This window comes from Halorubrum orientale (assembly GCF_059623105.1).
The window spans coordinates 1-19,255 of the sequence record NZ_JBSPSR010000009.1 but is presented as its reverse complement, the minus strand read 5'-3'; the positions used below and the strand labels follow the sequence as shown (position 1 = coordinate 19,255).

Here is a 19,255-nt window from a genome sequence, read left to right as displayed (position 1 = left end):
ATTATATACATTCAGCCAGTAAATCTCGCCTGATGACCTTCGTCCGCACAATGTACGACTTGGCTAAGCGTGCGAACCAACGCTACTACCAGTCGTTCGGTGAGCACACCGGGACGGACGTGGTCAAAGAGGACTGGGACACACTGGTGATCTTGGACGGGTGTCGCTACGACCTGTTCGCCGAGACGTACGACAGCGGCGGGGTGTTAGAGAAGCGTGTCTCGCACGGAACGGAGAGTAGCGAGTTCATCGAGAAGAACTTCGAGGGCCGTCAGCTCCATGACACGGTGTACGTCACTGCGAACCCGTACGCCAGATTACTTTCTGAGGACGTATTCTACCGGATCGTAAACCTACTGGAGGATAGCTGGGACCCGGAATACCGGACCGTTCTCCCAGAAACTATGACGGAGACTGTCCGCGAGGTGCTGGACGAACACCCGGACAAGCGGGTGATCGCACACTATATGCAGCCGCACTATCCGTTCATCGGGGACTTCGGATCCCAACTCGATCACAAGGGGATTGCGCCTGGACAGGGAGCCTCCGACAATGGGGAAGCGGTTTGGGTGCGACTCCAGCGAGGCGACCTCTCGAGGGAAAGCGTCTGGAAGGCCTACCGAGAGAACCTTGAGCTCGTTCTCGATTCGGTCGAGACTCTCCTCGAAGCCGATACTGGGAAGACGGTCATCACCTTCGACCACGGGAACCTCCTTGGCGACTGGGTTGGACCGATCCCGACGAGGGCCTACGGCCACCCCCACAATCTGTATACCGACGCGTTGCTAGAGGTGCCCTGGCTGATTATTGAGGGATCCAGACGACGTAACATTGTTTCAGAGCCACCAATCGCGAGTAATAGAGCGACCGAAGATACTGTCGAAGACCGATTGGCACACCTAGGCTACGTCGAAGAGAGTTCCAAGAACATTGGGTAATCGTTACCGATAATCGCTAACTGTAAATCGGTTGTGTGACATTGAGGGAGTATGAGCGATACGTTGGCGGTTCTTGCTCTCGACGCAGCGGACTACCGACTCGCCCGCCACTGGGACTGTGAGAACATTCTACTCGACGACCACGGCTCCCTCGAGACGTTCACCTACTCTATGGATCACCCCTTCACGCCAGAAGTGTGGGCGTCTGTCGCTACGGGCACTCATCCGAGAGAACACGAGGTCCGCAACGACGCTGCCGACTGGGACTCGCTACCGTTGCGGTTGGCGAGTAACGTGACACAGTTCCTGCCATCGGAGTGGCGAAACCGTCTGGGGAAACCGTTCCGAGAACGGGGGCACGAACAACAGATCCATCAGACGGACGAGAGCCACCTCTTCGAGGACGGGGAGGCCTTCGGGTGGCCTGGCGTCACGGAAGCGAAACATCTCTCGGAAGCTTGGGGTTGGGCTTCGAAGGTCTCTCATGGCGAGATGTCCGAGCGTGAACTCCGTCGACGATCGCTCGGGAACACCGGGAAAGAACTAGGTTGGCTTGCCGGCATGGAGGCTGCGGATGTCCCGATTGCGGGCGTACACTCACACATACTGGATATCACTGGCCACGCCTACGCACTGCGGGAAGAGAAACTCGAATCGTACTACCGAACCGTTGACGGCATGATCGGGGAGTTGCGAGATAACGTCTCTGAACTGGTTGTCCTCTCTGATCACGGCATGCAGACGGCCTGGTTGGAAGACGATGACCCGGGTGCCCACAGTATGCGGGCAACGGTATCCCGAACAGACGGGGTCTCCGGATCCCTCCCTAAGTCGGTGTTCGAGGTTCGAGAATGGCTCAAAGCGAATGTAGACTATGACGACGAATCGACCAGCAAGCGGGTCACGATGGACGCCGCCGAGGAGCGTCTGCGGGAATTGGGGTACATCGAATAACGAGAACGAGGGGAAATGACTTCGAATTCTCTCCGTCAGAATAGAACTATTCTGTTGCGATCTGGAGCTGTAGTCGTGCCTGAGTGTTCACTATGATGTATGTATATCAGATCATCAATTAAACGGCCGATGACTTCCGCAATAAGAGCATGAAACCATTCTCGTGAAGAACTATTTTTCTTCCTGTAAAATACATAAATCTTTCAGGTCTGGTTTCTTAACTGTCTCTTTACCGATTCATCAATATTTTGATTTAATTTCCAATTAAGTTGTTTTTTAGCAACCGAAATATCTACCCCGAACTCTTCTACCATCGTCTCATCACTCCGGGGATTCTCGACTAACTCAACGTCCACGTCGATCCCGCGCTCCTCCGACATCACTTCGCGCACGATCTCCGCCACCCCCATCACACTCATGTCCTCCTCACTCGCAATTTCATAGGTCTCAGTCCCGGTCTCACCGTTCGCAAACTGCTCCACCAGCCGCTCTGCGCTTCGCACGTACGCCCGCGCCACGTCCTTCACGTGAACGAAGTTCCGCGCCTGCGTCCCGGGCTCGTAGACGGTCAGCGTCTCGCCCGCCAGTGCCCGGTTCACGAAGAAGTTGATCACGGTCGGCTTCCCTACTTCCGTCCCGTCGATGACGTGTTCGCCGTAGAGATTCGACTTCAAGAAGAGGTGCGCCGGGAACGCGCCGTCCGCGAACGCCTCGATGGACCGCTCGCCGAGCAGCTTCGTCCGCCCGTACCAGTTCAACGGGTCCCGCGGCTGGTCGGCCGTGATGGGGAATTCCTCGGGGTCGCCCAACACAGCCATGCTGAATGGGAACACGAGCGCGGCACCCGACTTCCGACAGAACCAGGCCACGTTGTTCGTTCCGGTGACGTTCACCTCGTACGCCAGATCGGCGTTCTCCTCACAGTCGTCGACCCCGCTTATCGCCGCGAGGTGACAGACCACATCCGCGCCAGCGAGCGCGTCCTCCAGCCGGTTGCGGTTCCGGATATCGACGTGTTCGATCTCGACATCGCCGATCGAATCGACCTGTGCACGGTACCCGTTGTCGATCGCGATCAGCTCCCAGTCGGGGTGGGCCTCGCGCAGCTCAACGACGACCCGACTGCCGATGTACCCGGCCGCGCCGGTGACCGCGATCGTCGGGGTCGACTCCTCGTCGCTCGGTTTCGTCGTCGCCTCGGTCTCGCTGTCGCTATCGAATTCCTGGTCCGTCATGCGGTCACCTCTTCGCGCGCGTCACCGCGCAGTTCGTCCGCGATGTCTCGGATCCCCTCTCGGAGCGTCCACTCCGTCTCGAAGCCGGTTGCGGCCAGCCGATCGAAGTTCACGTGATAGGAGGGGCCGGGCTGTTCGTCTTCGAGGTACGTCACGTCCAGCTCGCGGTCCAACTCCTCGCGGACGATTTCCGCGATCTCGCTGATTCGGTAGTTCCCGTCGTTCGATCCGACGTTGTACACGCGCTCGGGCCACGAGTCGGGCTCCAGCGCCGCCGCTGCGTATGCCCGCGCCGCGTCGCGCACGTGGATGAACGGCCGCCAGTTCGACCCGTCGCCGTAGACGGTCAGGGGGCGATCGGTGAGTCCCCGGAAGACGAAGTGGTTCACCACGAGGTTGAACCGCACGCCGGGCGACCAGCCGTAGTTCGTGCTCATCCGCAGCGCCGTCCCGTCGAACCCGTGCTCGTCGATCGCCTCGGCCAGCAGCTCCTCAGCGGCGACCTTCGACTCGGCGTAGGGATTGAGCGGGTTCTGCGTCGTCTCCTCGTCGATATCCGTGCTCGCGGCGCGCCCGTAGTTGTTACACGAGGACGCGAGCACGACGTTCTCGGCGTCGAATTTCCCCGCGGCCGTGAGCACGTTCTCGGTCCCGTCGCGGTTCACCGCGAACGTCTCGGCCTTTCGGTCGTGCGTCGAGGCCGCGCCCGTGATCGCCGCGAGGTGGATCACCGCGTCGACGCCTCGGACTGCGTCCTCGACCGCGCCGTACTCCCGCACGTCGCCGCGCCGGAACCGGAGGTCGTCACGGATGCTCCCCGCGAGGTTCGCGGGCGAGCCCGACGACAGCGAGTCAAGAACGACCACGTCGTCGACGCGCTCGTCCGCCAGCAGCTGTGGGACCAACGCGCTCCCGATGTAGCCACACCCGCCGGTGACGAGGACGCTCGTCTCGCGTTCCGACCCCTCACTCATCGGTCAACACGCCGGGCAGGAACCGGTCCTCGTGGGCGGCGATCCGGTCCTGCTCTTCGACGAGCGTTCCTAGTACGTCACGGATCCCGGCTTCCAACTCCTGGCGCTGTCCGCCGACGAGTTCGAGGAACCCGTCATTCTCCATCTCCATTTTGTGTTCCTCGTCTTCGTTGCGCGGGTTCTCGTAGTGTTTCACCTCGGCGTCAAGGTCGAACTCGTCGCCGACCTCGGCGATCGTTTCCGCGAGTTCGACGATGGCGACCGGTCGAGTGACCTGGTTGTAGATATCGATCCCTTCGTCGCCGGAATGACCTTCCTCGACGAGCCGAACGAGGCTCTCGACCGTGTCTTCGAGGCTTACCATCGGTTTCCGCTGTTCACCCTTCCCGTAGACGGTGATCGGATAGCCGGCGACCGCCTGTGCGCAGAACCGATTGACCACGGTTCCGAAGTAGTAGTCGAAGTCGAACCGGGTTGGACTGTCGTGTGCTTCGGTCTCCTCGGTCTCCGTCCCGTAGACGATCGCGGTCCGGACCTCGCTCATCGGGAAGTCGAACTGCGACTCCGCGAGCCGCATGTTGGCCGCGTCGAACGACTTGGTTTGGTGGTACCACGACCCCCCCATCGCCGGGAACGGCACCTCGTCGCTGCCGTCTTTTCGCTCGACCTCGAGCCCGCCTTCCGGGATCGGGAAGTGAGGCGCGCCGTACACCCCGGTCGTCGTCGTCTCGATGAAGTGCGTGTCGGAGAGCCCGCACTCGTGGAGTCCGTACAGGAGGTTCACCGACATCGAGACGTTGTTCTGTTGGGTGTACAGCGCGCGCTCGCCGTTGATCTGTGAGTAGGGCGCACTCGGCTGGGCGGCCGCGTGGAGCACGGTGTCCGGCTCGTATGTGTCCAACAGCTGGAGTACGAAGTCGCGATCCGCGAGGTCTCCCTCGATCAAACTGAGGTTCTCGACGTCCGCGAAGCGCGCCTCGGGGTCGTCGATCGGCGTCGCCGAGACGCTGCCCGACTCGGCGACCCAATCGCGCCGCGCGAAGTTATCGACACAGACGATTCGTTCCTCGAGTCGATCCGACAGTCGCAGCGCGGTGGGCCAGCCGAGGTAGCCGTCAGCACCTGTCAGGAGCACAGTCATCGTTACTCACATTCTGAGTAACTGGTGGTAAAGCCTTTCCGGTTATTCTCGATCGGCCCCTCCGACCTCGTCCGGACGACTCTCATGTCGCCAGAGGAGGTCGAAGTACTGCCAGAGCCCTGCGACGAACGACGGGTTCTCGGTGACGGCCGCCTGGCGGTGGTGGTTCGGAATCGCCTCTTGTTCGACCAAGAGGAGTCCCTGGCCCGAGTCGTACGAGAGGCTTGGGTCGATGAACGCCCCCCGCCACGGGAGTAGTCGCTCGCTGATCCGCACTTCGACGCCGGGGAAGTCGGCGGCGAGTGTCGCACGAATCTCGCGCTGTCGTTGTTCGTTATCCGCCGAGAGGTGCTCGGCCGCGAGCATCAGTACGTCGACGGTGACGCCACGGTCAAGGGCGTCTCGCATCGCCGGGCGAATCGCGTCGATGTATCCCAGACTCTTCGTGAGGAGGAACACGCGGTCGGTCGCTTCACGGAACAGCCGCCGGGTTTCCCGCTCACTCGGCTCGCCGACGTCAACCACGTGAAACAGGTCTTCGGTCGGGCTGAGCTCGTCGACACCCCGATCACGAACTGGCGCGTACGTGTCGACGAACGACGCCTCGGCCGACTCGACCTCCGTACGGAACTGTTCGTAGGTGTGTCGCTGGTTCTCGATGGCTCGGTCGACGATGTCGGCCGGCTCGTGTGGCTCGTACTGTTTCGGTCGTCCCGGGATCAGCTTCACGAAGCCGGCCGCACAGAGCTCGTCGAGGACGCCGTAGATGCGCGCTTTCGGGATCCCTGTTGCTTCTGCGAGATCTGGTGCGGTCGTGCGTCCCAGAAGCAGTAGCTCTTCTAACGCCTCCGCTTCGTATTCGGTGAGTTCGAGCAACGAGAAGAGGTCCTCGCCGGTGTCGGCCATGCCGGACGGTCCACGTCGGGTCCGTAAGTACGTACTGGTGACGCCGGTAGAATTATATCGGCCACGATCACATAGTTACTCAGAAGATGAGTAACTCAGATTCACCCGAGACAGACCACGTTGAGACGATTCCCGACGGCGCAGGCTGCACCGAGATCTGGGAGCATCTCTCAGATGAGCGTGCAGAGGACTAACTCAGTACAACTTCTCTTTTTCGACGCCTACCTAATGACCGACCGCTTTGACGAGTGATCCTGCGGGAGTTTGAATGTCGAGCTGTGCCAACCACAAAAACTGAGTCGTATATCTACAACTACTCTTACTGCGTCGAGCACTCCTTACGCAGCCACATATGAGCTCACTCTGACCCCTACCCTACCGCGTCGAGGTTTCAGTCAGCGTTAGCGGGGAGTGGCAGGTCTTTTGTCTTGAATGTGAGATGTTTGGTCGAAATCGAATTGGGATTCGTGGAACGGGAAACGACACCCAAATTTGTGATGACAGTCGGTGTACAACTGCACCTGTCTGATCGCTCACGTTCGAATACTGTCCGAGTTCTTTGAGTACATGATATCCAACGAGCATATTCCTTGATCTACCACCCTCACGGTAGTGACACCGCATCAGACATCGACCCAGCGGTAAATACGACGATCTGTTCAGTGGTGCAGGAGAGAGGGAGAGAGTACAGTTCGTGTGCTCGCTGATCAGTAGCTCCATCGGCACCGAGAATGAGAGTGGATTTCGTGTGCTTTCACTCGGTGTGTTGGGCGATCTCTTTGCGAGTCTCCAAGACGATCGCCGGATCGAGATCCAACTCGTACTCGTAGTACTGCCCCCCACGCAGTCCCTTGTTCTGTTCGTCCCGTCGGAGAAACCCGAGCATGTGGAGATCAGAAAGGTGGTCCTGGATACTCTTCAGTGTTGACAGCGGTGTGGCAGCGTGTGAGTCGGCCACCTGTTCGTATGTCTGTTGGATCTCCTTCGACCGGACCGGAACCTTCCCCTTGCTCTGTACGGTTGCGATCGCTTCGAGAATATACTGTGCGTGCTCGGTTTGATCTCGAATCTTGTTCTCTAATCGACCGCGCTGGACTCGTTCACGTGCGGTCTCAATGTGCGCATCTGTGACTGGTGTCTCACCGTTCTGTTCGGCCAGTTCTGCGCCGACGCGAAGTAGATCGAGTGCCTGCCGAGCATTTCCCATATCCTGTGCGGCCAGTGCAGCCGCCTTTGCGATTGCCGACGTGTCACACCGCCCGTCGACGAATGCGTGGTCCGCCCGGTGCTGTAAGATTGTCCGCAGCTCGCCGGCGTCGTATGGGCTAAAGGAGATCTCGGTCTCCATCAGCGTGTCCTTGACCTTCGGTGAGAGGGTCTGCCGAAACGTGTAGTCGTTGCTGATTCCCACCACACCGACCTTCGCGGTCGAGATGTGTCCGTTTGCCCGCGCACGAGGCAGTTCGTACAGCAGCGTGTTTGCCTCCGATAGGTGGTCGATCTCGTCGAACACGACGAGATGCGTCCCGCCGATCCGATCGAGCTGTCTGTACAGTTCGTCGAATGCGTCTCCAGTCCCGAGGCCTCGCTTGGGGAACTGACTGGCGTGGTCGGGAAGCAACTCGTTGACGAGGCCACGGACGACCATGAACAGCGTTCGACCGTTACAGTTGATCGTGTGGATATGAAGGGGGTCGGCCTCCGCTCGCGTCGGTACCTCCTTGCGAAGTTCATCCATCATGTACGCGGTGACTGCCGTCTTTCCGAGTCCGGCTTTGCCATACACGAAGACGTTCTCGGGTTCTCGACCGAACAGCACATCCTGTAGCGCGTGGCTGTAGGCGTCGACTTCTTCATCTCGCTCGAGGATCGTCTCTGGCTGGTAGCTCTCCGTGAGCACCGCCTTGTTCGCAAACACCGTCTCTGTGAGATCATCAAACGGACCGGCCATGGATACGATCCCAACCCAGCGTACACATATAAAACCACGCGTTGTATGTTTCGTATGCTATCGAGAATCCCGATTCACAGCTACAATCGCTAGACTGTGCCCGCCTCTCCAGGCAACAACGCGGATAGCACACGAAATGTACTCTCTCACTCTGCGCTAGCTCTCACTCCGGGCGAGCCGCGATGTCACCCTGGTGGGTACTCACCTCAAAAGCACACGAAACGTACTCTCTCACTCTTGAGTTCGTATCTTACTCTCTGCTACAGATACCTGATTTACTGACGTCTCTCATGATGACCGGCTTCTACACCTTCACGCCGGCCATCTTCCACGCGTGTCACCTCGTCCAGCCCTCCGACCGTGGCGAGTACGAACTCCCCGATGCGATCGATCTGCTCATCCAGTCCGGCCGCACCATCGACGCGATCCGGCTCGATGGGTGGCGGTCTCGCGAGCGTACGCGAGCGGGACGTCGGGTGACTTTGTCACCCGGCGAATTGACGTTGGCTACCCCGAGGACCGCGACCGCGCCGCGGAGCGACTCGACGAGGTGACGGCTGACGCCAACGAGAACGTAGAGACGAAAGCAGATGACGACGCTGACGAAGTGGTCATGGACGGGTAGGAGATCCACCCTCAACAAAGTGATTAAGCAGACGGATCGACGCATCCTCGAACCGACCGAACCGAAGGCATAATTCTCCCGCCCTGACAACCTCCACCCATGCAGAACCAGCGCGTCCTCGTTACGGGCGGGGCCGGGTTCATCGGCTCGACCCTCACGAACGGCGAGGCGCCCGAGCTGTTCGGGGACGGCAGCCAGACGCGCGATTTCACCCACGTCTCGGACGTCGCCCGCGCCTGCGAACTCGCCGCGGACCACGAACTAACCGGCGTCTACAACGTCGGCACCCAAGAGGCGTACACGTTCAACGAGATGGTCGCGATGATCAACGACGCGCTCGGCACCGACATCGACCCCGAGTACATCGAGTGCCCCTTCGACGGCTACGTCCACGACACGATGGCCGACTACTCGGAGTTCCACGAGGCCACCGGCTGGGAGCCAGAGGTTAGCTTCGAAGAGGGCGTCGAGCTGGTGTGTGAGCCCTATGTCGAGGGGCGCACGTCCGAGACGAATTAGGAAGCGAACTCGGATCTAATTGGCCGCCCAATTTATTTTACTGGAGCCGGTAGTACCGGGTATGTCGAGCGAACCGGACGCGGCGATTGAAGCGGAGTCCACGGTCAACGACAGTTACGGGACGACGATCCCCTCGGAGGTTCGCAACGCGCTCGGTGAGGCCGTAGAGCCGGGAGATACGGTCCGATGGGTGGTCGCGGACGGAACGCTCTCGGTGGAGATCGTCCACGAGCGCTACGGCGCGTTCGAGGACGCGGAGCCGCTCGACGGTCCGGCGTGGGACAGCGAGGAGGCCGCCGAGAGCGCGTGGAGCGAGTAGATGCCCGTCACTTGCATCGACTCGAATGTCGTTCTCGCCGCCCGGAACGCGAACGCCGATCGCCACGACGACGCCGTGGCGATCGTGAACGGGATCGACGGCGGCAGTCTCCCGCGTGCGCGAGTCGTGAACTACGTGGTCCCCGAAATTCTCCATCCGATTCAAAAACGTATCAGCAAGTCCGCCGCCGCTGAGACACTGGACCTCCTCCAAGCGAGCCGCGGCTTCGAGTTCGTCCACGTACCGAAGGGAGTTCACCCGGACGGCGAGCGGCTGTTTCGGGTGCACGACGTGTCGTCGGGACCGGAGTGGGTCGATTCGCTTCTCGCCGCGTATATGCTGACCGAAGAGATGGAGTACGTCTACTCGTTCGACGACGACTTCGATCAGTTCGACGGGATCACTCGACTCACGACGGCGACGGATCCGTTCGCGCCCTGATTGTCGCGGATCGTGACTCGGAGCGACCTCCCGCTCCTTGCATGTACCCGAGGTCGCGCAGCCGCTCCATCAAGTCCTCTTTGTCTTGGGCGCGGCCGGCGCGCTCGGTGGTGTCTTCGAGGTCCTGTAGCCAGGCGGGCTCCTCGGTCGTCTTGTCGGTCGAGACCTCGCTGCCGAGCGAGCGGAAGCCGGCGAAGTACTTCGGCGAGATGGGGATGTCTTCTTGGCTCACGCCCTCGGGCAGGTCGTCGTCGCTCTGCGGGACGTACCCCTCGTCGGGGAAGGCGTCGACGGTGTCCGGGACGACGTAGTTCCAGAACGCGTCCCACACGTCGGCCTCGGCGAACTGCAGGATGGGCTGGATGCGGTCGTGCGGCGGGAACAGGTCGGGGTTGTGGCGCGGCGAGAAGAACGTCTCGTCGGCGCGGGCCTCCTGCTCGTCACAGCGGACGCCCGAGATGACGCCGTCGATGTCGTACTCCTCTAAGGCGTTGTTGAGCGCGACCGTCTTCAGCAGGTGGTTCCCGACGTAGGTGTCGAGCAGGAACGGGAAGGTGTCCTAGATATTCAAGACGGATACCCGCGACTTTAGGCGCGGGAGGAAGCCGACAACAGGGACACAAACTACGTTCGATAGCAGGCGAACTCCCCCACGCTAATCCAAATTATTCCGCGTCCTCACTGAAACGTGAGTGTGTCTGGAACAAGTCGGGGAACGACCCCATTGAAGTCGTCGTCGAAACTCAACACTCCGTCTATCTCGTGGTAGTCGACCATCGCGACGGTCATCGCGTCGGTGAAACTGAGTTTGTGGTCAGCGTACGTCTGATGGACGGACACGGCACGATCGAAGAGCGTCGAAGACGACTGGAGTAGTTCGATGGCCGAGGGGTATCCCGCACCGCGAATACGCCGTCCCACCTCAAGCCCGGCGTCGACATCCCCTGTCCGCACCTGCGTTAGCGTGACCGTTTCGTCGTAGACGTAGTCGCTCGTCATCACGTGACCGAATTCTGCGGACGAAAGAACAGTATTCAGGGCGTCAGTACCGACCGTGTGTCGGCTGGCGTCGGTGTCGTGATGCGCGTAGAACACGCCGGTGTCGACGAAGACGCTCATCCGTACAGGATATCGTCGATGTCGTCTTCTGCCGTTTTGACACCGGAGGCAATCGTCCCCCGATTAAACTCCTCGAGTTCCGTCTCATTCAGGGTTTCTGTTCCATCTCGGAACGAATCGACGAACTCCGTACGGGAGTTGACCGCCGATTGAATCAGTCTTGAGAGAAGTTCTTGTTGGGTGACTTTTTTCCCCGTTTTGAGCCGAATCTCTGCCTGTAGCGCTTCGAGTTTTGATTTGGCGTCTTCGTCCATCTTGACCGCTGTTGACATAGAAGTGAGTTGCAGGTACAACGAAGTTAATCTTTCTACTGAAATTTCTCCTTGATTTACGGAGGTGTGAGGAGAAAGCCCCGCCGCTCACGGCGGGGGATGAATCCGACACCCCTACACGAACTACGTCCGACGCACTGAACGGATGTTTTAAATGAGTTACAATCGTACATAAAAGCAACTGAGGCGGTCTACCCGCCCCACTAATCGGACAATATCGGGATTCCCTGATTTGAAGCGGAAGACACCCTCTTCCGTACCGAAATAGGGTACAGGTATAAGAAGTACCTCCGAATCCCATGCCGGGATAGGAGTACCGGCTGGTTGGCACAGCCAGTAGCCGTCATCAAGACGGCTACAAATCGTAAACATCCCAACCCAGCGGTGCAGTGCCGTGGGAATCTTCGCCCTTCAGGGCGGAGAGGATGTCAAGGGCGGAGCAGACTGAGGATCTCAAGACGTGACCCCGAGGAGCTTCACAGTCAGCACGCGCGACCCCGATCAGTCTCGCCCGATCTCCCGACCACACCTTTCTTGTCGGTAATCCACGAACCCGGTCACATGCACCTCTCTATCGTCGGCAGCGGCTACGTCGGCACCACTGTCGCAGCCTGCTTCGCGGATCTCGGCCACGACGTCGTCAACATCGACATCGACGAGTCGGTCGTCGAGACGATCACCGCCGGCGACGCCCCGATCCACGAGGAGGGCCTCCCGGATCTCATCGCCACCCACACCGGGCCAGACGGCACTGGTCGCCTCCGGGCGACCACCGACTACGCGGCTGTCCTCGACACCGACGTCACCTTCCTCTGTCTCCCCACGCCGCAGCACGACGACGGCAGCATCGACCTCTCGATCATGGAGGCGGGCGCGCGCCAACTTGGCGAGACGCTCGCCGCCAAAGAAGACTGGCATAGCGTCGTCGTCAAGAGCACGGTTGTTCCCGGCTCGACCGCAGACACCATCACGCCGATCCTAGAGACGACAAGCGGCAAGACCGCCGGCGAGGGATTCGGCGTCGGCATGAATCCCGAGTTCCTCCGCGAGGGGACGGCCGTCCACGACTTCTTACATCCCGACAAGGTCGTCCTCGGCGCAGACGACGACCGCGCACTAGACGACATGCACGAGGTGTTCGCGCCACTCGTCGAGGCGGCCGACGCGCCCGTCGTCGAGACCGACACCCGTACCGCCGAGATGATCAAGTACGCGAACAACGGCTTTCTCGCGGCGAAGGTCAGCCTCATCAACGACCTCGGAAATATCTGTAAGGAACTCGGCGTCGACGCCTACGAAGTGGCCGATGCGATCGGCTTAGACGACCGAATCAGCGAGCAGTTCCTCCAGAGTGGCGCCGGCTGGGGCGGGAGTTGCTTCCCAAAGGATGTCGCTGCAATTATCTCAGCTGCCGAGGAGGCTGGCTACGACCCAGCCCTCCTCAACGCAGCGGTCGAGGTCAACGATCGCCAGCCTGAGCGACTGGTCGATCTCCTCGCCGATCACCTTACCGCACACCGCGACGAGGGGTTCGAGGATGCCGAGATCGCGGTGCTCGGACTCGCGTTCAAACCCGGCACTGACGACATGCGTAACTCCCGGGCGATCCCGGTCATCCACGACCTCCAAGCCCGTGGTGCGATGGTCACCGCTTACGACCCGGTCGCGACCGACAATGCGCCGAACTACGTCGACGGCGTGACGTACGCGGACTCAGCAGCAGCCGCACTCGAGGGGGCCGACGGTGCCGTCGTCGTGACCGACTGGGACGAGTTCGCCGCCCTCGACGAAGCCTTCGACGCGATGACGACCCCGATCGTCGTCGACGGGAGACGCATCATCGAGCGCCGCGAGGGGATCACCTACGAGGGATTGACCTGGTGAGCTTGCTCGCCACCAGCGGGCTCAGCGATCAGAACCACCCATCGACCGTCTCTGCCGTCTCCACGTAATCCCGCACGTACTCGTGACACGGCTCGGGTGGATCACGAAACACCCGAACCGCCTCGTGCTGGTCGTCTGATTCTAGCCCACTGTCTACGACCGCCTCACCATCCACGATCTCCACCACGTACCCGTTCGCGAGATAGTGCTTCGAGTCGACACCTGGGACGTCGGCTGTATCGTATCTATGCTCGAACGGCCCGAGCGACTCGACGATTTCCACCTCGACGCCGAGTTCCTCCCGCGCGACGCGGTGGACCGCCTCTCGACGGGTCTCGCCTTTGTACACTCGTCCACCGGGCACGAACCAGTATCCCTTCGCGGGCTCGTTCGTTCGACGCCCGAGTAGCACGCCCCCGTCGTGGCTGATGACGAGGTCGACAGAGACGATCGGCACGCTGGCAACGATCGTCTCCCAGTCGTCCGCGCTGATTCACGTGTCGTCCATGGAGACGACTCTGACGCGAGGGTATTCGACGCTTCCTTTCGCTGCTGGCCGCGATGGGTGACAAATCGATCTCCCTACACTCGGTCGACGACTCCCTCTGCGGTGGCGCGCGCCTCGCGAGGGCGCCGCAGGCGGACTCGCGAGCGCGTGCGAGGGATGAGCGAGGTGGCGAAGCGACCGAGCGAATCGGTTGGGGAGGGTGTGGCGGTACTTGGTACCCGGCTGTCGCAGCGTCGTCTCGTCCACATGCCCACTCTCACACACGTAGCGAATCGGTTGGGGAGGGTGTGGTCCATTGTTATCGGGCGATTGTGAAGTCGTGGTGGTCAGTCAAACAGCGCAGCAAGTTCGGTGAGCCCGTACAGGTACACCTCGGGACGCTCGTCAGCGACTGTCTGTAGCTCGTCGGTGAATCCGGCACGCGAAAAGAGGGCGTATCTCACGTTCCGATCGTCTCCGTGCCACCGAACGGATGACGCAAGCGCTGTGAGATCATCGAATACTGCGCGACCAACCGGCGCGGACGTCCACTTGCATTCGCCGAGTAGAAGCGTGTCCGTGTGTTGGTTGAGTCCGACGACGTCGATCTCCTCACCACTGTACCACCAGCGGCCGACCCGCGAGCAGGACACAGGAAACGCGGCCGTCTGAACCGCTTGCTGACACACGGCCTCGAAGGTTCGACTCGTGTGTGTCGGGAGCGTTTCGGCGATCGCCGCCCGGACGGGCTCTGTCCGCCCCTGCTCGAGTGTTCCCTGATTCGGTGCGACGTACCGGAACCAGAACCGGAGGAACTCATCTGTCAGTCGATACAGCCCACGACCGTCTGGGTCCGTGACTGGGTGTTCCTGCTCGAGAACCGCTAACTGTGTGAGGTTCTGGAGGTATCGCGAGAGGCTGCTTGCATCCGCACCGATCTCGTTGGCAATCGTGGTGACACGGGTTGCGCCGCCAGCGATGGCTTCGAGGATTGCCATGTACGTTGCGGGCTCACGAAGTTCTTGCCGAAGCAGGAACTCCGGCTCCTCGTAGAGAAATGCGCCCTTCGAGAGCACTGCTTCCTCGATGTTTTCGAAGAGGCCTCGGTCAGTATCGAACTGTTCGAGATATGCGGGGACACCACCCAACACACTGTATATCTGGATCTGCGTCTGTATGTCGGTATGCGGGAAGAACGCACGAACGTCCGCAAACGACAGCGGAGTGAGCTTCCACTGTCCGGTTCTGCGACCGTACAGTGGGCTCTCGTAGCTCAATACACCCTCTTCCATCATCGAGATCGACGATCCACACAGCACGAGTGAGATCGCCGTCTCGGCGATGACATCGTCGACGATTGTCTGAAACACAGAGGGGATGGTGTCGTCATCGCTCACAAGATACGAGAACTCGTCAAGTGCGATGATGCATGATCCGTCGACACGGGCGGTGAGATACTGAAACGCCTCCACGAAGTCATCGACAGCCGGGCGAATATCATCGAACGCGTCGGCACACTGCGCCGCAAATCGTTGCGCGTTGTGACGCGACCCACGTTGATCACACAGGTAGTAGACCGACGTCGCGTCCAAATCGTCGAGTGCAGTCGTCACCAGCGTGGTCTTCCCGACTCGACGTCGACCGTACAGGACCAGTAGCTGTCGTTGCTCCTGTGAGAGATGTGACGTGAGCCACGCCAGCTCATCCGCTCTGTTGATCATTATGCGTACGATAATATTATCGTGCACATAATATGTGTTCGGATCCGACGACTTCGCTCACACGCCGGCATTCTACCGTGGCGCGCGCCTCGCGAGGGCGCCGCAGGCGGACTCGCGAGCGCGTGCGAGGGATGAGCAAGGGAGCGAAGCGACCGAGCGAATCGGTTGGGGAGGGTGTGGCGATAATCGGTGCCCGGAGGCCGCGCGGTCGTCTCGTCCACATACCCACTACCACACACGCAGCGAATCGGCTGGGGAGGGAGTGGCCCAACGTGAGCCCGGAGGCCGTGCGGTCGTCTTACGGAAGTATAAGCAGAAAGCCTCGCGCTTCAGCGCGGGGAGGATGTCAATCACACACTCATAACCCACGTGCGATACCGAATCGACCGAAGCGGCACCCCACTGTGACAAGTGTTCTGTGTCTAGACAAGGGTGTCCCGGTCTCTCAGCGTAGCCTTCGAACTGGGGTGTCACAGAGCCCTGCGCTGGCTAGACATCGCAGGCAGACAAAAGGTATAGGTATGTCAACATCCAACGTCAACGTAAAATGGGCGCAGCCAACGAGCAGATTCGCGTCAGTGACACGGTAAAGAGCGAAATCGAGCGGCGGCGGCGGGAGGGCGAGAGTTACAACGATGTCCTCGAACGGATGTTCTCGACCGACCGTGACCTCCTCGCCGGGTTCGGCCGGTGGTCCGATGAACGGGCCGACCGCGCTCGCGAGACCCGTGAGGCCTCCGAGGAGAAGTCGATAGAGCGGACGCGACGTCGAAGCGAGGACGCATGAAGGTCCTCGACGCGACGTTCCTGATCGACTACCTCAACGGCGTCGACTCGACCCGTGAGTACCTCCAGGAGCACGACAGCGAGGCGTATGTCCTCCCGGCCCCGGCGTACGCGGAGGCGCTTCTCGGGGAGGGAAACGTCCCCGGTGGTGATATCGAGGGCGCTCGTGAGGATCTTTCATGGGGCGAGGTGCACACCGTCGACGAGCGGACCGCGGTCACCGCTGCTGAGATCGCAGACGAAATGGGGCCACAGGGACCGTTCCTCTCCGGGATGGACGCGGTGATTGCGGCGGTCGGCCGTGAACTCGATGCGCCGGTAGTCTCCGATGATCGACATCTGACCCACCCAGAGACGAAGCAGGTCGTCGACGTCGAAGAGTACTGACCGTATCCAAGCCCGAGAGACGGTGCCGACCCCGGCTGTCAGGGCCTCGCGAGATGACGGATACGAAGTCGATGTCAACGCTGCTGTGTTGGGCTACACGGCTGATGACCAGCTAGTCGGTATCGTCTCAGACGACCAGCGTGTGCGGACCACCGCTCGTGGACTCGGAGCGTCAGTCACCGGGACGGTCGGTGTGGTTGTCCGGGCCGTAGAGGTTGGATTTGATCGAGAGGAAGCGCACACGCTCGTGAGGCAGATCGACTCACATGGGCTTCAGATGACTGGGAGTCTTCGAGAAGCCGCTACTGAACTCATCGATGAGGCTGCTCACTCAACGTCGTAAGCGCTCACCATCTGCTGTCTTACCCCACACCCCCGATTGTAAGTGTTCTACGCGCAGATCAGGTGTAGGTCAGACTAATTGACAAGTGCCGGCAGTGTGAAGCCTCAGAAGCCCACGTAGACGTTGGAGCTGGCCTCCGATACGACCGCTCATACAGTCATCTGATACACCTTATTGCCGCTGTATGGGTTAAAATCGTGCGCTATTGTGCGTGTACTGCGATAATTTCGGCTGGCCCCTCACACCAAATTGCCGCTGTAAACCAGCCGATCCGTCGGACGTGTTTCACGCTGCGGCTCAAACTAGCGTTACATCAGTTCTTGCCCTGCTCCACCTATAGACTGTGAATGCTCTGTTTGCGATGTACGATAACGAGCCTGGAATGTCACACCTGATTGCCGCTGTAACGATATGACAGAGAGCACAGAGGTTAGACTATCATCATACTACGCCACTCACAATTCTCTTAGGACGCACAAACATTCACACTCCGTCTCATGAACGATTTACAGCGGCATTCTACATGTGCTATTCATATACTATACACACATCTCTTAAACACCGTTTGAAACGCTAATAGTGTAAATAACGCAGCTAAACACGATATTCTGATGATAGCAGATCTCACTCGCCTCAATTTACAGCGGCAATATGGTTAGCAACTTTTATACTACACTATCACACAGAACAAGTATGACAGAGTCAGCATCGTTCTTCGGGGTCCCTGACCCGATCTTCAAAGACAAAGAGATCCTCCGTATCAGCCACCTTCCGGCGGGAGACCGAATTATCGGTCGTGATGAAGAACTGCGTTCGCTTGCAGATGCGATCAAGGATGCCCAGCACGGTGGGACCCCAAACAACGTCTTAATCTACGGAAAGACAGGGACAGGCAAAAGTCTCTGTTCGAAATACATCACACGAGACCTCACGACCGTCGCAGCCGACAACGACATCACCGTTGGTGTGGCATATGTCGACTGTTTTCAAGAATCAACAGAGACACAAACAGTTCGAGCCATTGCGACCGCACTCAACGATCCAGACCTAACTGATGTTACAATCCCACATGCGGGCGTGAGCACCTCAAGCTACTATCAACGACTATGGGACATTATTGACTCACGGCTCGACGTTGCGATCGTTATCCTTGATGAGATCGACAAACTCCAAGACGACAACGTCTTGATGCAATTGTCACGAGCTACTGAATCTGGAAAGTTAGATCAGAGCACACTGGGTGTCATCGGCATCAGTAATAAGATTCGCTACCGCGACTCACTAAATGAGCGTGTTAAATCAAGCCTCTCAGAACGAGAGCTGGTTTTCCCGCCGTACGACGCCACACAGCTTCGTGCTATTTTGACCTCCCGTGCTGATGCATTCCGTGAAGACGTTCTCACAAATGCTGTTATTCCGAAGGTTGCTGCTCTCGCCGCAAAAGAACACGGTGATGCACGGAAAGCAATCGATATTCTTCGGTATGCGGGTGAGATTGCTGACGAGCACGATGACACTGAGGTAACAGTCGAGTACGTCGATGAGGCACACGACCGTGAAGAACACGCACAACTCAGAGAACTCATTGCGAACCAACCGGAACACTCGAAGTATCTCTTGCAAGCGCTGGCATTGCGCGCTCAAGAAGAAGCGACAGCCGAAGCCGATATCCCAACGAAGCGGGTGTATTCTGCCTACGAGATTGTGTGCAAACGCGAGGGAATCGATTCACTTCGGCCCCGGCGCGTCCGAGACCTCCTCTCTGAGCTTGCTTTTTTGTCAGTTATTGACCAGAACCGGAAAGGCCGTGGAAAAGGGCAGGGCGCACACACAGTGAACCGCCTTGTTGACGATCCAGCACTCGTCATCGAAGCCTGCCAGTCAGCATGAGCAGCAAGCCCCTGGTAAAGTAAAATGCGTCCACTAGGTTGCTGCTGAACATACACCTGTAACTCATACAGTGGCCGCTGATGCCACCCAATAGACGAACCTCATAGTGTACGATACTACTCGCCCCGTCTTGCCGCCGTAGGATCATAGGTACGGATATGATGAACGGCTTGTTGTAACATACTCGTTACAGCGGCAACGAGGGGGCCGACACTCCATGTGATTGAGCAACATGTTAGTGACAGTTGACATCCTCCTCCGCGTAAACGCGGAGGAATCCTGAGTGTTGGAGATTTCAGGTTTGCAGTCCCACCGAGCATCCAACCAGTACGAATCTGAAGGGATGCTCATGGTCTAAGCGGG

At 59.3% G+C, this 19,255-nt stretch carries 19 protein-coding genes and 4 pseudogenes; 13 read left to right on the top strand and 10 right to left on the bottom strand.

Features of this window, described 5'->3' with window-relative positions:
• The first annotated feature begins 32 nt into the window (after positions 1–32).
• Both ACWUI7_RS11445 and ACWUI7_RS11440 read left to right on the top strand, forming a co-directional pair.
• Positions 33–938, top strand: coding sequence for a hypothetical protein (locus ACWUI7_RS11445; RefSeq protein WP_496642351.1), 906 nt, complete (start codon positions 33–35; stop codon positions 936–938).
• Between the two features lie 51 nt (positions 939–989).
• A complete protein-coding gene (locus tag ACWUI7_RS11440; protein WP_496642350.1) occupies positions 990–1,892 on the top strand; it encodes an alkaline phosphatase family protein in 903 nt (300 codons plus the stop codon).
• Between the two features lie 203 nt (positions 1,893–2,095).
• Here ACWUI7_RS11440 and ACWUI7_RS11435 read toward each other — a convergent pair whose 3' ends face one another.
• The 4 genes from ACWUI7_RS11435 to ACWUI7_RS11420 are packed head-to-tail and all read right to left on the bottom strand — an operon-like array spanning position 2,096 to position 6,148.
• Positions 2,096–3,127 carry an NAD-dependent epimerase/dehydratase family protein gene (locus ACWUI7_RS11435; protein ID WP_496642349.1) on the bottom strand — a complete coding sequence of 344 codons (1,032 nt, stop codon included), beginning with the start codon at positions 3,125–3,127 and terminating at the stop codon, positions 2,096–2,098.
• Positions 3,124–4,101 carry an NAD-dependent epimerase/dehydratase family protein gene (locus tag ACWUI7_RS11430; RefSeq protein WP_496642348.1) on the bottom strand — a complete coding sequence of 326 codons (978 nt, stop codon included), beginning with the start codon at positions 4,099–4,101 and terminating at the stop codon, positions 3,124–3,126. Before ACWUI7_RS11430 ends, ACWUI7_RS11435 begins: the two co-directional genes overlap by 4 nt.
• Positions 4,094–5,242, bottom strand: coding sequence for an NAD-dependent epimerase/dehydratase family protein (locus tag ACWUI7_RS11425; protein ID WP_496642347.1), 1,149 nt, complete (start codon positions 5,240–5,242; stop codon positions 4,094–4,096). The genes ACWUI7_RS11430 and ACWUI7_RS11425 overlap by 8 nt, the downstream gene beginning before the upstream one ends.
• A gap of 42 nt (positions 5,243–5,284) precedes the next feature.
• The gene (locus tag ACWUI7_RS11420) at positions 5,285–6,148 is read right to left on the bottom strand and encodes a TrmB family transcriptional regulator (protein WP_496642346.1); all 864 of its coding nucleotides are present in this window, start codon (positions 6,146–6,148) and stop codon (positions 5,285–5,287) included.
• An 86-nt stretch (positions 6,149–6,234) separates the two neighbouring features.
• Between ACWUI7_RS11420 and ACWUI7_RS11415 the strand changes: the two genes are divergently transcribed.
• Positions 6,235–6,342, top strand: coding sequence for a DUF8595 family protein (locus ACWUI7_RS11415; RefSeq protein WP_496642345.1), 108 nt, complete (start codon positions 6,235–6,237; stop codon positions 6,340–6,342).
• Positions 6,343–6,576: 234 nt separating this feature from the next.
• Positions 6,577–6,708: pseudogene (locus ACWUI7_RS11410) on the top strand (IS6 family transposase); the annotation flags it as partial.
• A 194-nt stretch (positions 6,709–6,902) separates the two neighbouring features.
• Here the strand turns inward: ACWUI7_RS11410 and ACWUI7_RS11405 are convergent.
• Complete coding sequence (locus tag ACWUI7_RS11405) at positions 6,903–8,099, bottom strand: orc1/cdc6 family replication initiation protein (protein ID WP_496642344.1); 1,197 nt, start codon at positions 8,097–8,099, stop codon at positions 6,903–6,905.
• Between the two features lie 281 nt (positions 8,100–8,380).
• On the opposite strand from ACWUI7_RS11405, the pseudogene ACWUI7_RS11400 reads away from it, so the two are divergent.
• From ACWUI7_RS11400 to ACWUI7_RS11385, 4 genes and pseudogenes are all read left to right on the top strand, one after another.
• Positions 8,381–8,724: pseudogene (locus ACWUI7_RS11400) on the top strand (hypothetical protein); the annotation flags it as partial.
• A 153-nt stretch (positions 8,725–8,877) separates the two neighbouring features.
• Positions 8,878–9,243 (top strand): annotated as a pseudogene (locus ACWUI7_RS11395) (GDP-mannose 4,6-dehydratase); the annotation flags it as partial.
• A 61-nt stretch (positions 9,244–9,304) separates the two neighbouring features.
• Positions 9,305–9,562, top strand: a complete 258-nt coding sequence (locus tag ACWUI7_RS11390; protein WP_496642343.1) for an AbrB/MazE/SpoVT family DNA-binding domain-containing protein — start codon at positions 9,305–9,307, stop codon at positions 9,560–9,562.
• Complete coding sequence (locus ACWUI7_RS11385) at positions 9,563–10,003, top strand: PIN domain-containing protein (RefSeq protein WP_496642342.1); 441 nt, start codon at positions 9,563–9,565, stop codon at positions 10,001–10,003.
• A gap of 40 nt (positions 10,004–10,043) precedes the next feature.
• Here the strand turns inward: ACWUI7_RS11385 and ACWUI7_RS11380 are convergent.
• From ACWUI7_RS11380 to ACWUI7_RS11370, 3 genes and pseudogenes are all read right to left on the bottom strand, one after another.
• A pseudogene (locus ACWUI7_RS11380) lies at positions 10,044–10,562 on the bottom strand (phosphoadenosine phosphosulfate reductase family protein); the annotation flags it as partial.
• Between the two features lie 119 nt (positions 10,563–10,681).
• Positions 10,682–11,122, bottom strand: a complete 441-nt coding sequence (locus tag ACWUI7_RS11375; RefSeq protein WP_496642341.1) for a type II toxin-antitoxin system VapC family toxin — start codon at positions 11,120–11,122, stop codon at positions 10,682–10,684.
• A complete protein-coding gene (locus ACWUI7_RS11370; protein ID WP_496642340.1) occupies positions 11,119–11,394 on the bottom strand; it encodes a hypothetical protein in 276 nt (91 codons plus the stop codon). The genes ACWUI7_RS11375 and ACWUI7_RS11370 overlap by 4 nt, the downstream gene beginning before the upstream one ends.
• 561 nt (positions 11,395–11,955) lie before the next feature.
• Here ACWUI7_RS11370 and aglM point away from each other — a divergent pair.
• Complete coding sequence (gene aglM, locus ACWUI7_RS11365; protein ID WP_496642339.1) at positions 11,956–13,278, top strand: UDP-glucose 6-dehydrogenase AglM; 1,323 nt, start codon at positions 11,956–11,958, stop codon at positions 13,276–13,278.
• Between the two features lie 28 nt (positions 13,279–13,306).
• Here aglM and ACWUI7_RS11360 read toward each other — a convergent pair whose 3' ends face one another.
• Both ACWUI7_RS11360 and ACWUI7_RS11355 read right to left on the bottom strand, forming a co-directional pair.
• The gene (locus ACWUI7_RS11360; protein ID WP_496642338.1) at positions 13,307–13,735 is read right to left on the bottom strand and encodes an NUDIX domain-containing protein; all 429 of its coding nucleotides are present in this window, start codon (positions 13,733–13,735) and stop codon (positions 13,307–13,309) included.
• Positions 13,736–14,112: 377 nt separating this feature from the next.
• On the bottom strand, positions 14,113–15,486 hold the full coding sequence (locus tag ACWUI7_RS11355; protein WP_496642337.1) for an ATP-binding protein: 1,374 nt from the start codon (positions 15,484–15,486) through the stop codon (positions 14,113–14,115).
• 547 nt (positions 15,487–16,033) lie between these two features.
• Between ACWUI7_RS11355 and ACWUI7_RS11350 the strand changes: the two genes are divergently transcribed.
• The 4 genes from ACWUI7_RS11350 to ACWUI7_RS11335 all read left to right on the top strand — a co-directional run bounded on the left by ACWUI7_RS11350 (position 16,034) and on the right by ACWUI7_RS11335 (position 18,892).
• Entirely contained in the window at positions 16,034–16,273 is a 240-nt protein-coding gene (locus ACWUI7_RS11350) for an antitoxin VapB family protein (RefSeq protein ID WP_496642336.1), read from the top strand.
• Positions 16,270–16,659 (top strand): PIN domain-containing protein, encoded by a 390-nt coding sequence (locus ACWUI7_RS11345; protein WP_496642335.1) that lies wholly within the window; start codon positions 16,270–16,272, stop codon positions 16,657–16,659. Before ACWUI7_RS11350 ends, ACWUI7_RS11345 begins: the two co-directional genes overlap by 4 nt.
• A gap of 22 nt (positions 16,660–16,681) precedes the next feature.
• Positions 16,682–17,002 carry a PIN domain-containing protein gene (locus ACWUI7_RS11340; RefSeq protein WP_496642334.1) on the top strand — a complete coding sequence of 107 codons (321 nt, stop codon included), beginning with the start codon at positions 16,682–16,684 and terminating at the stop codon, positions 17,000–17,002.
• A gap of 693 nt (positions 17,003–17,695) precedes the next feature.
• A complete protein-coding gene (locus ACWUI7_RS11335) occupies positions 17,696–18,892 on the top strand; it encodes a Cdc6/Cdc18 family protein (protein ID WP_496642333.1) in 1,197 nt (398 codons plus the stop codon).
• Positions 18,893–19,255: the final 363 nt, after the last annotated feature.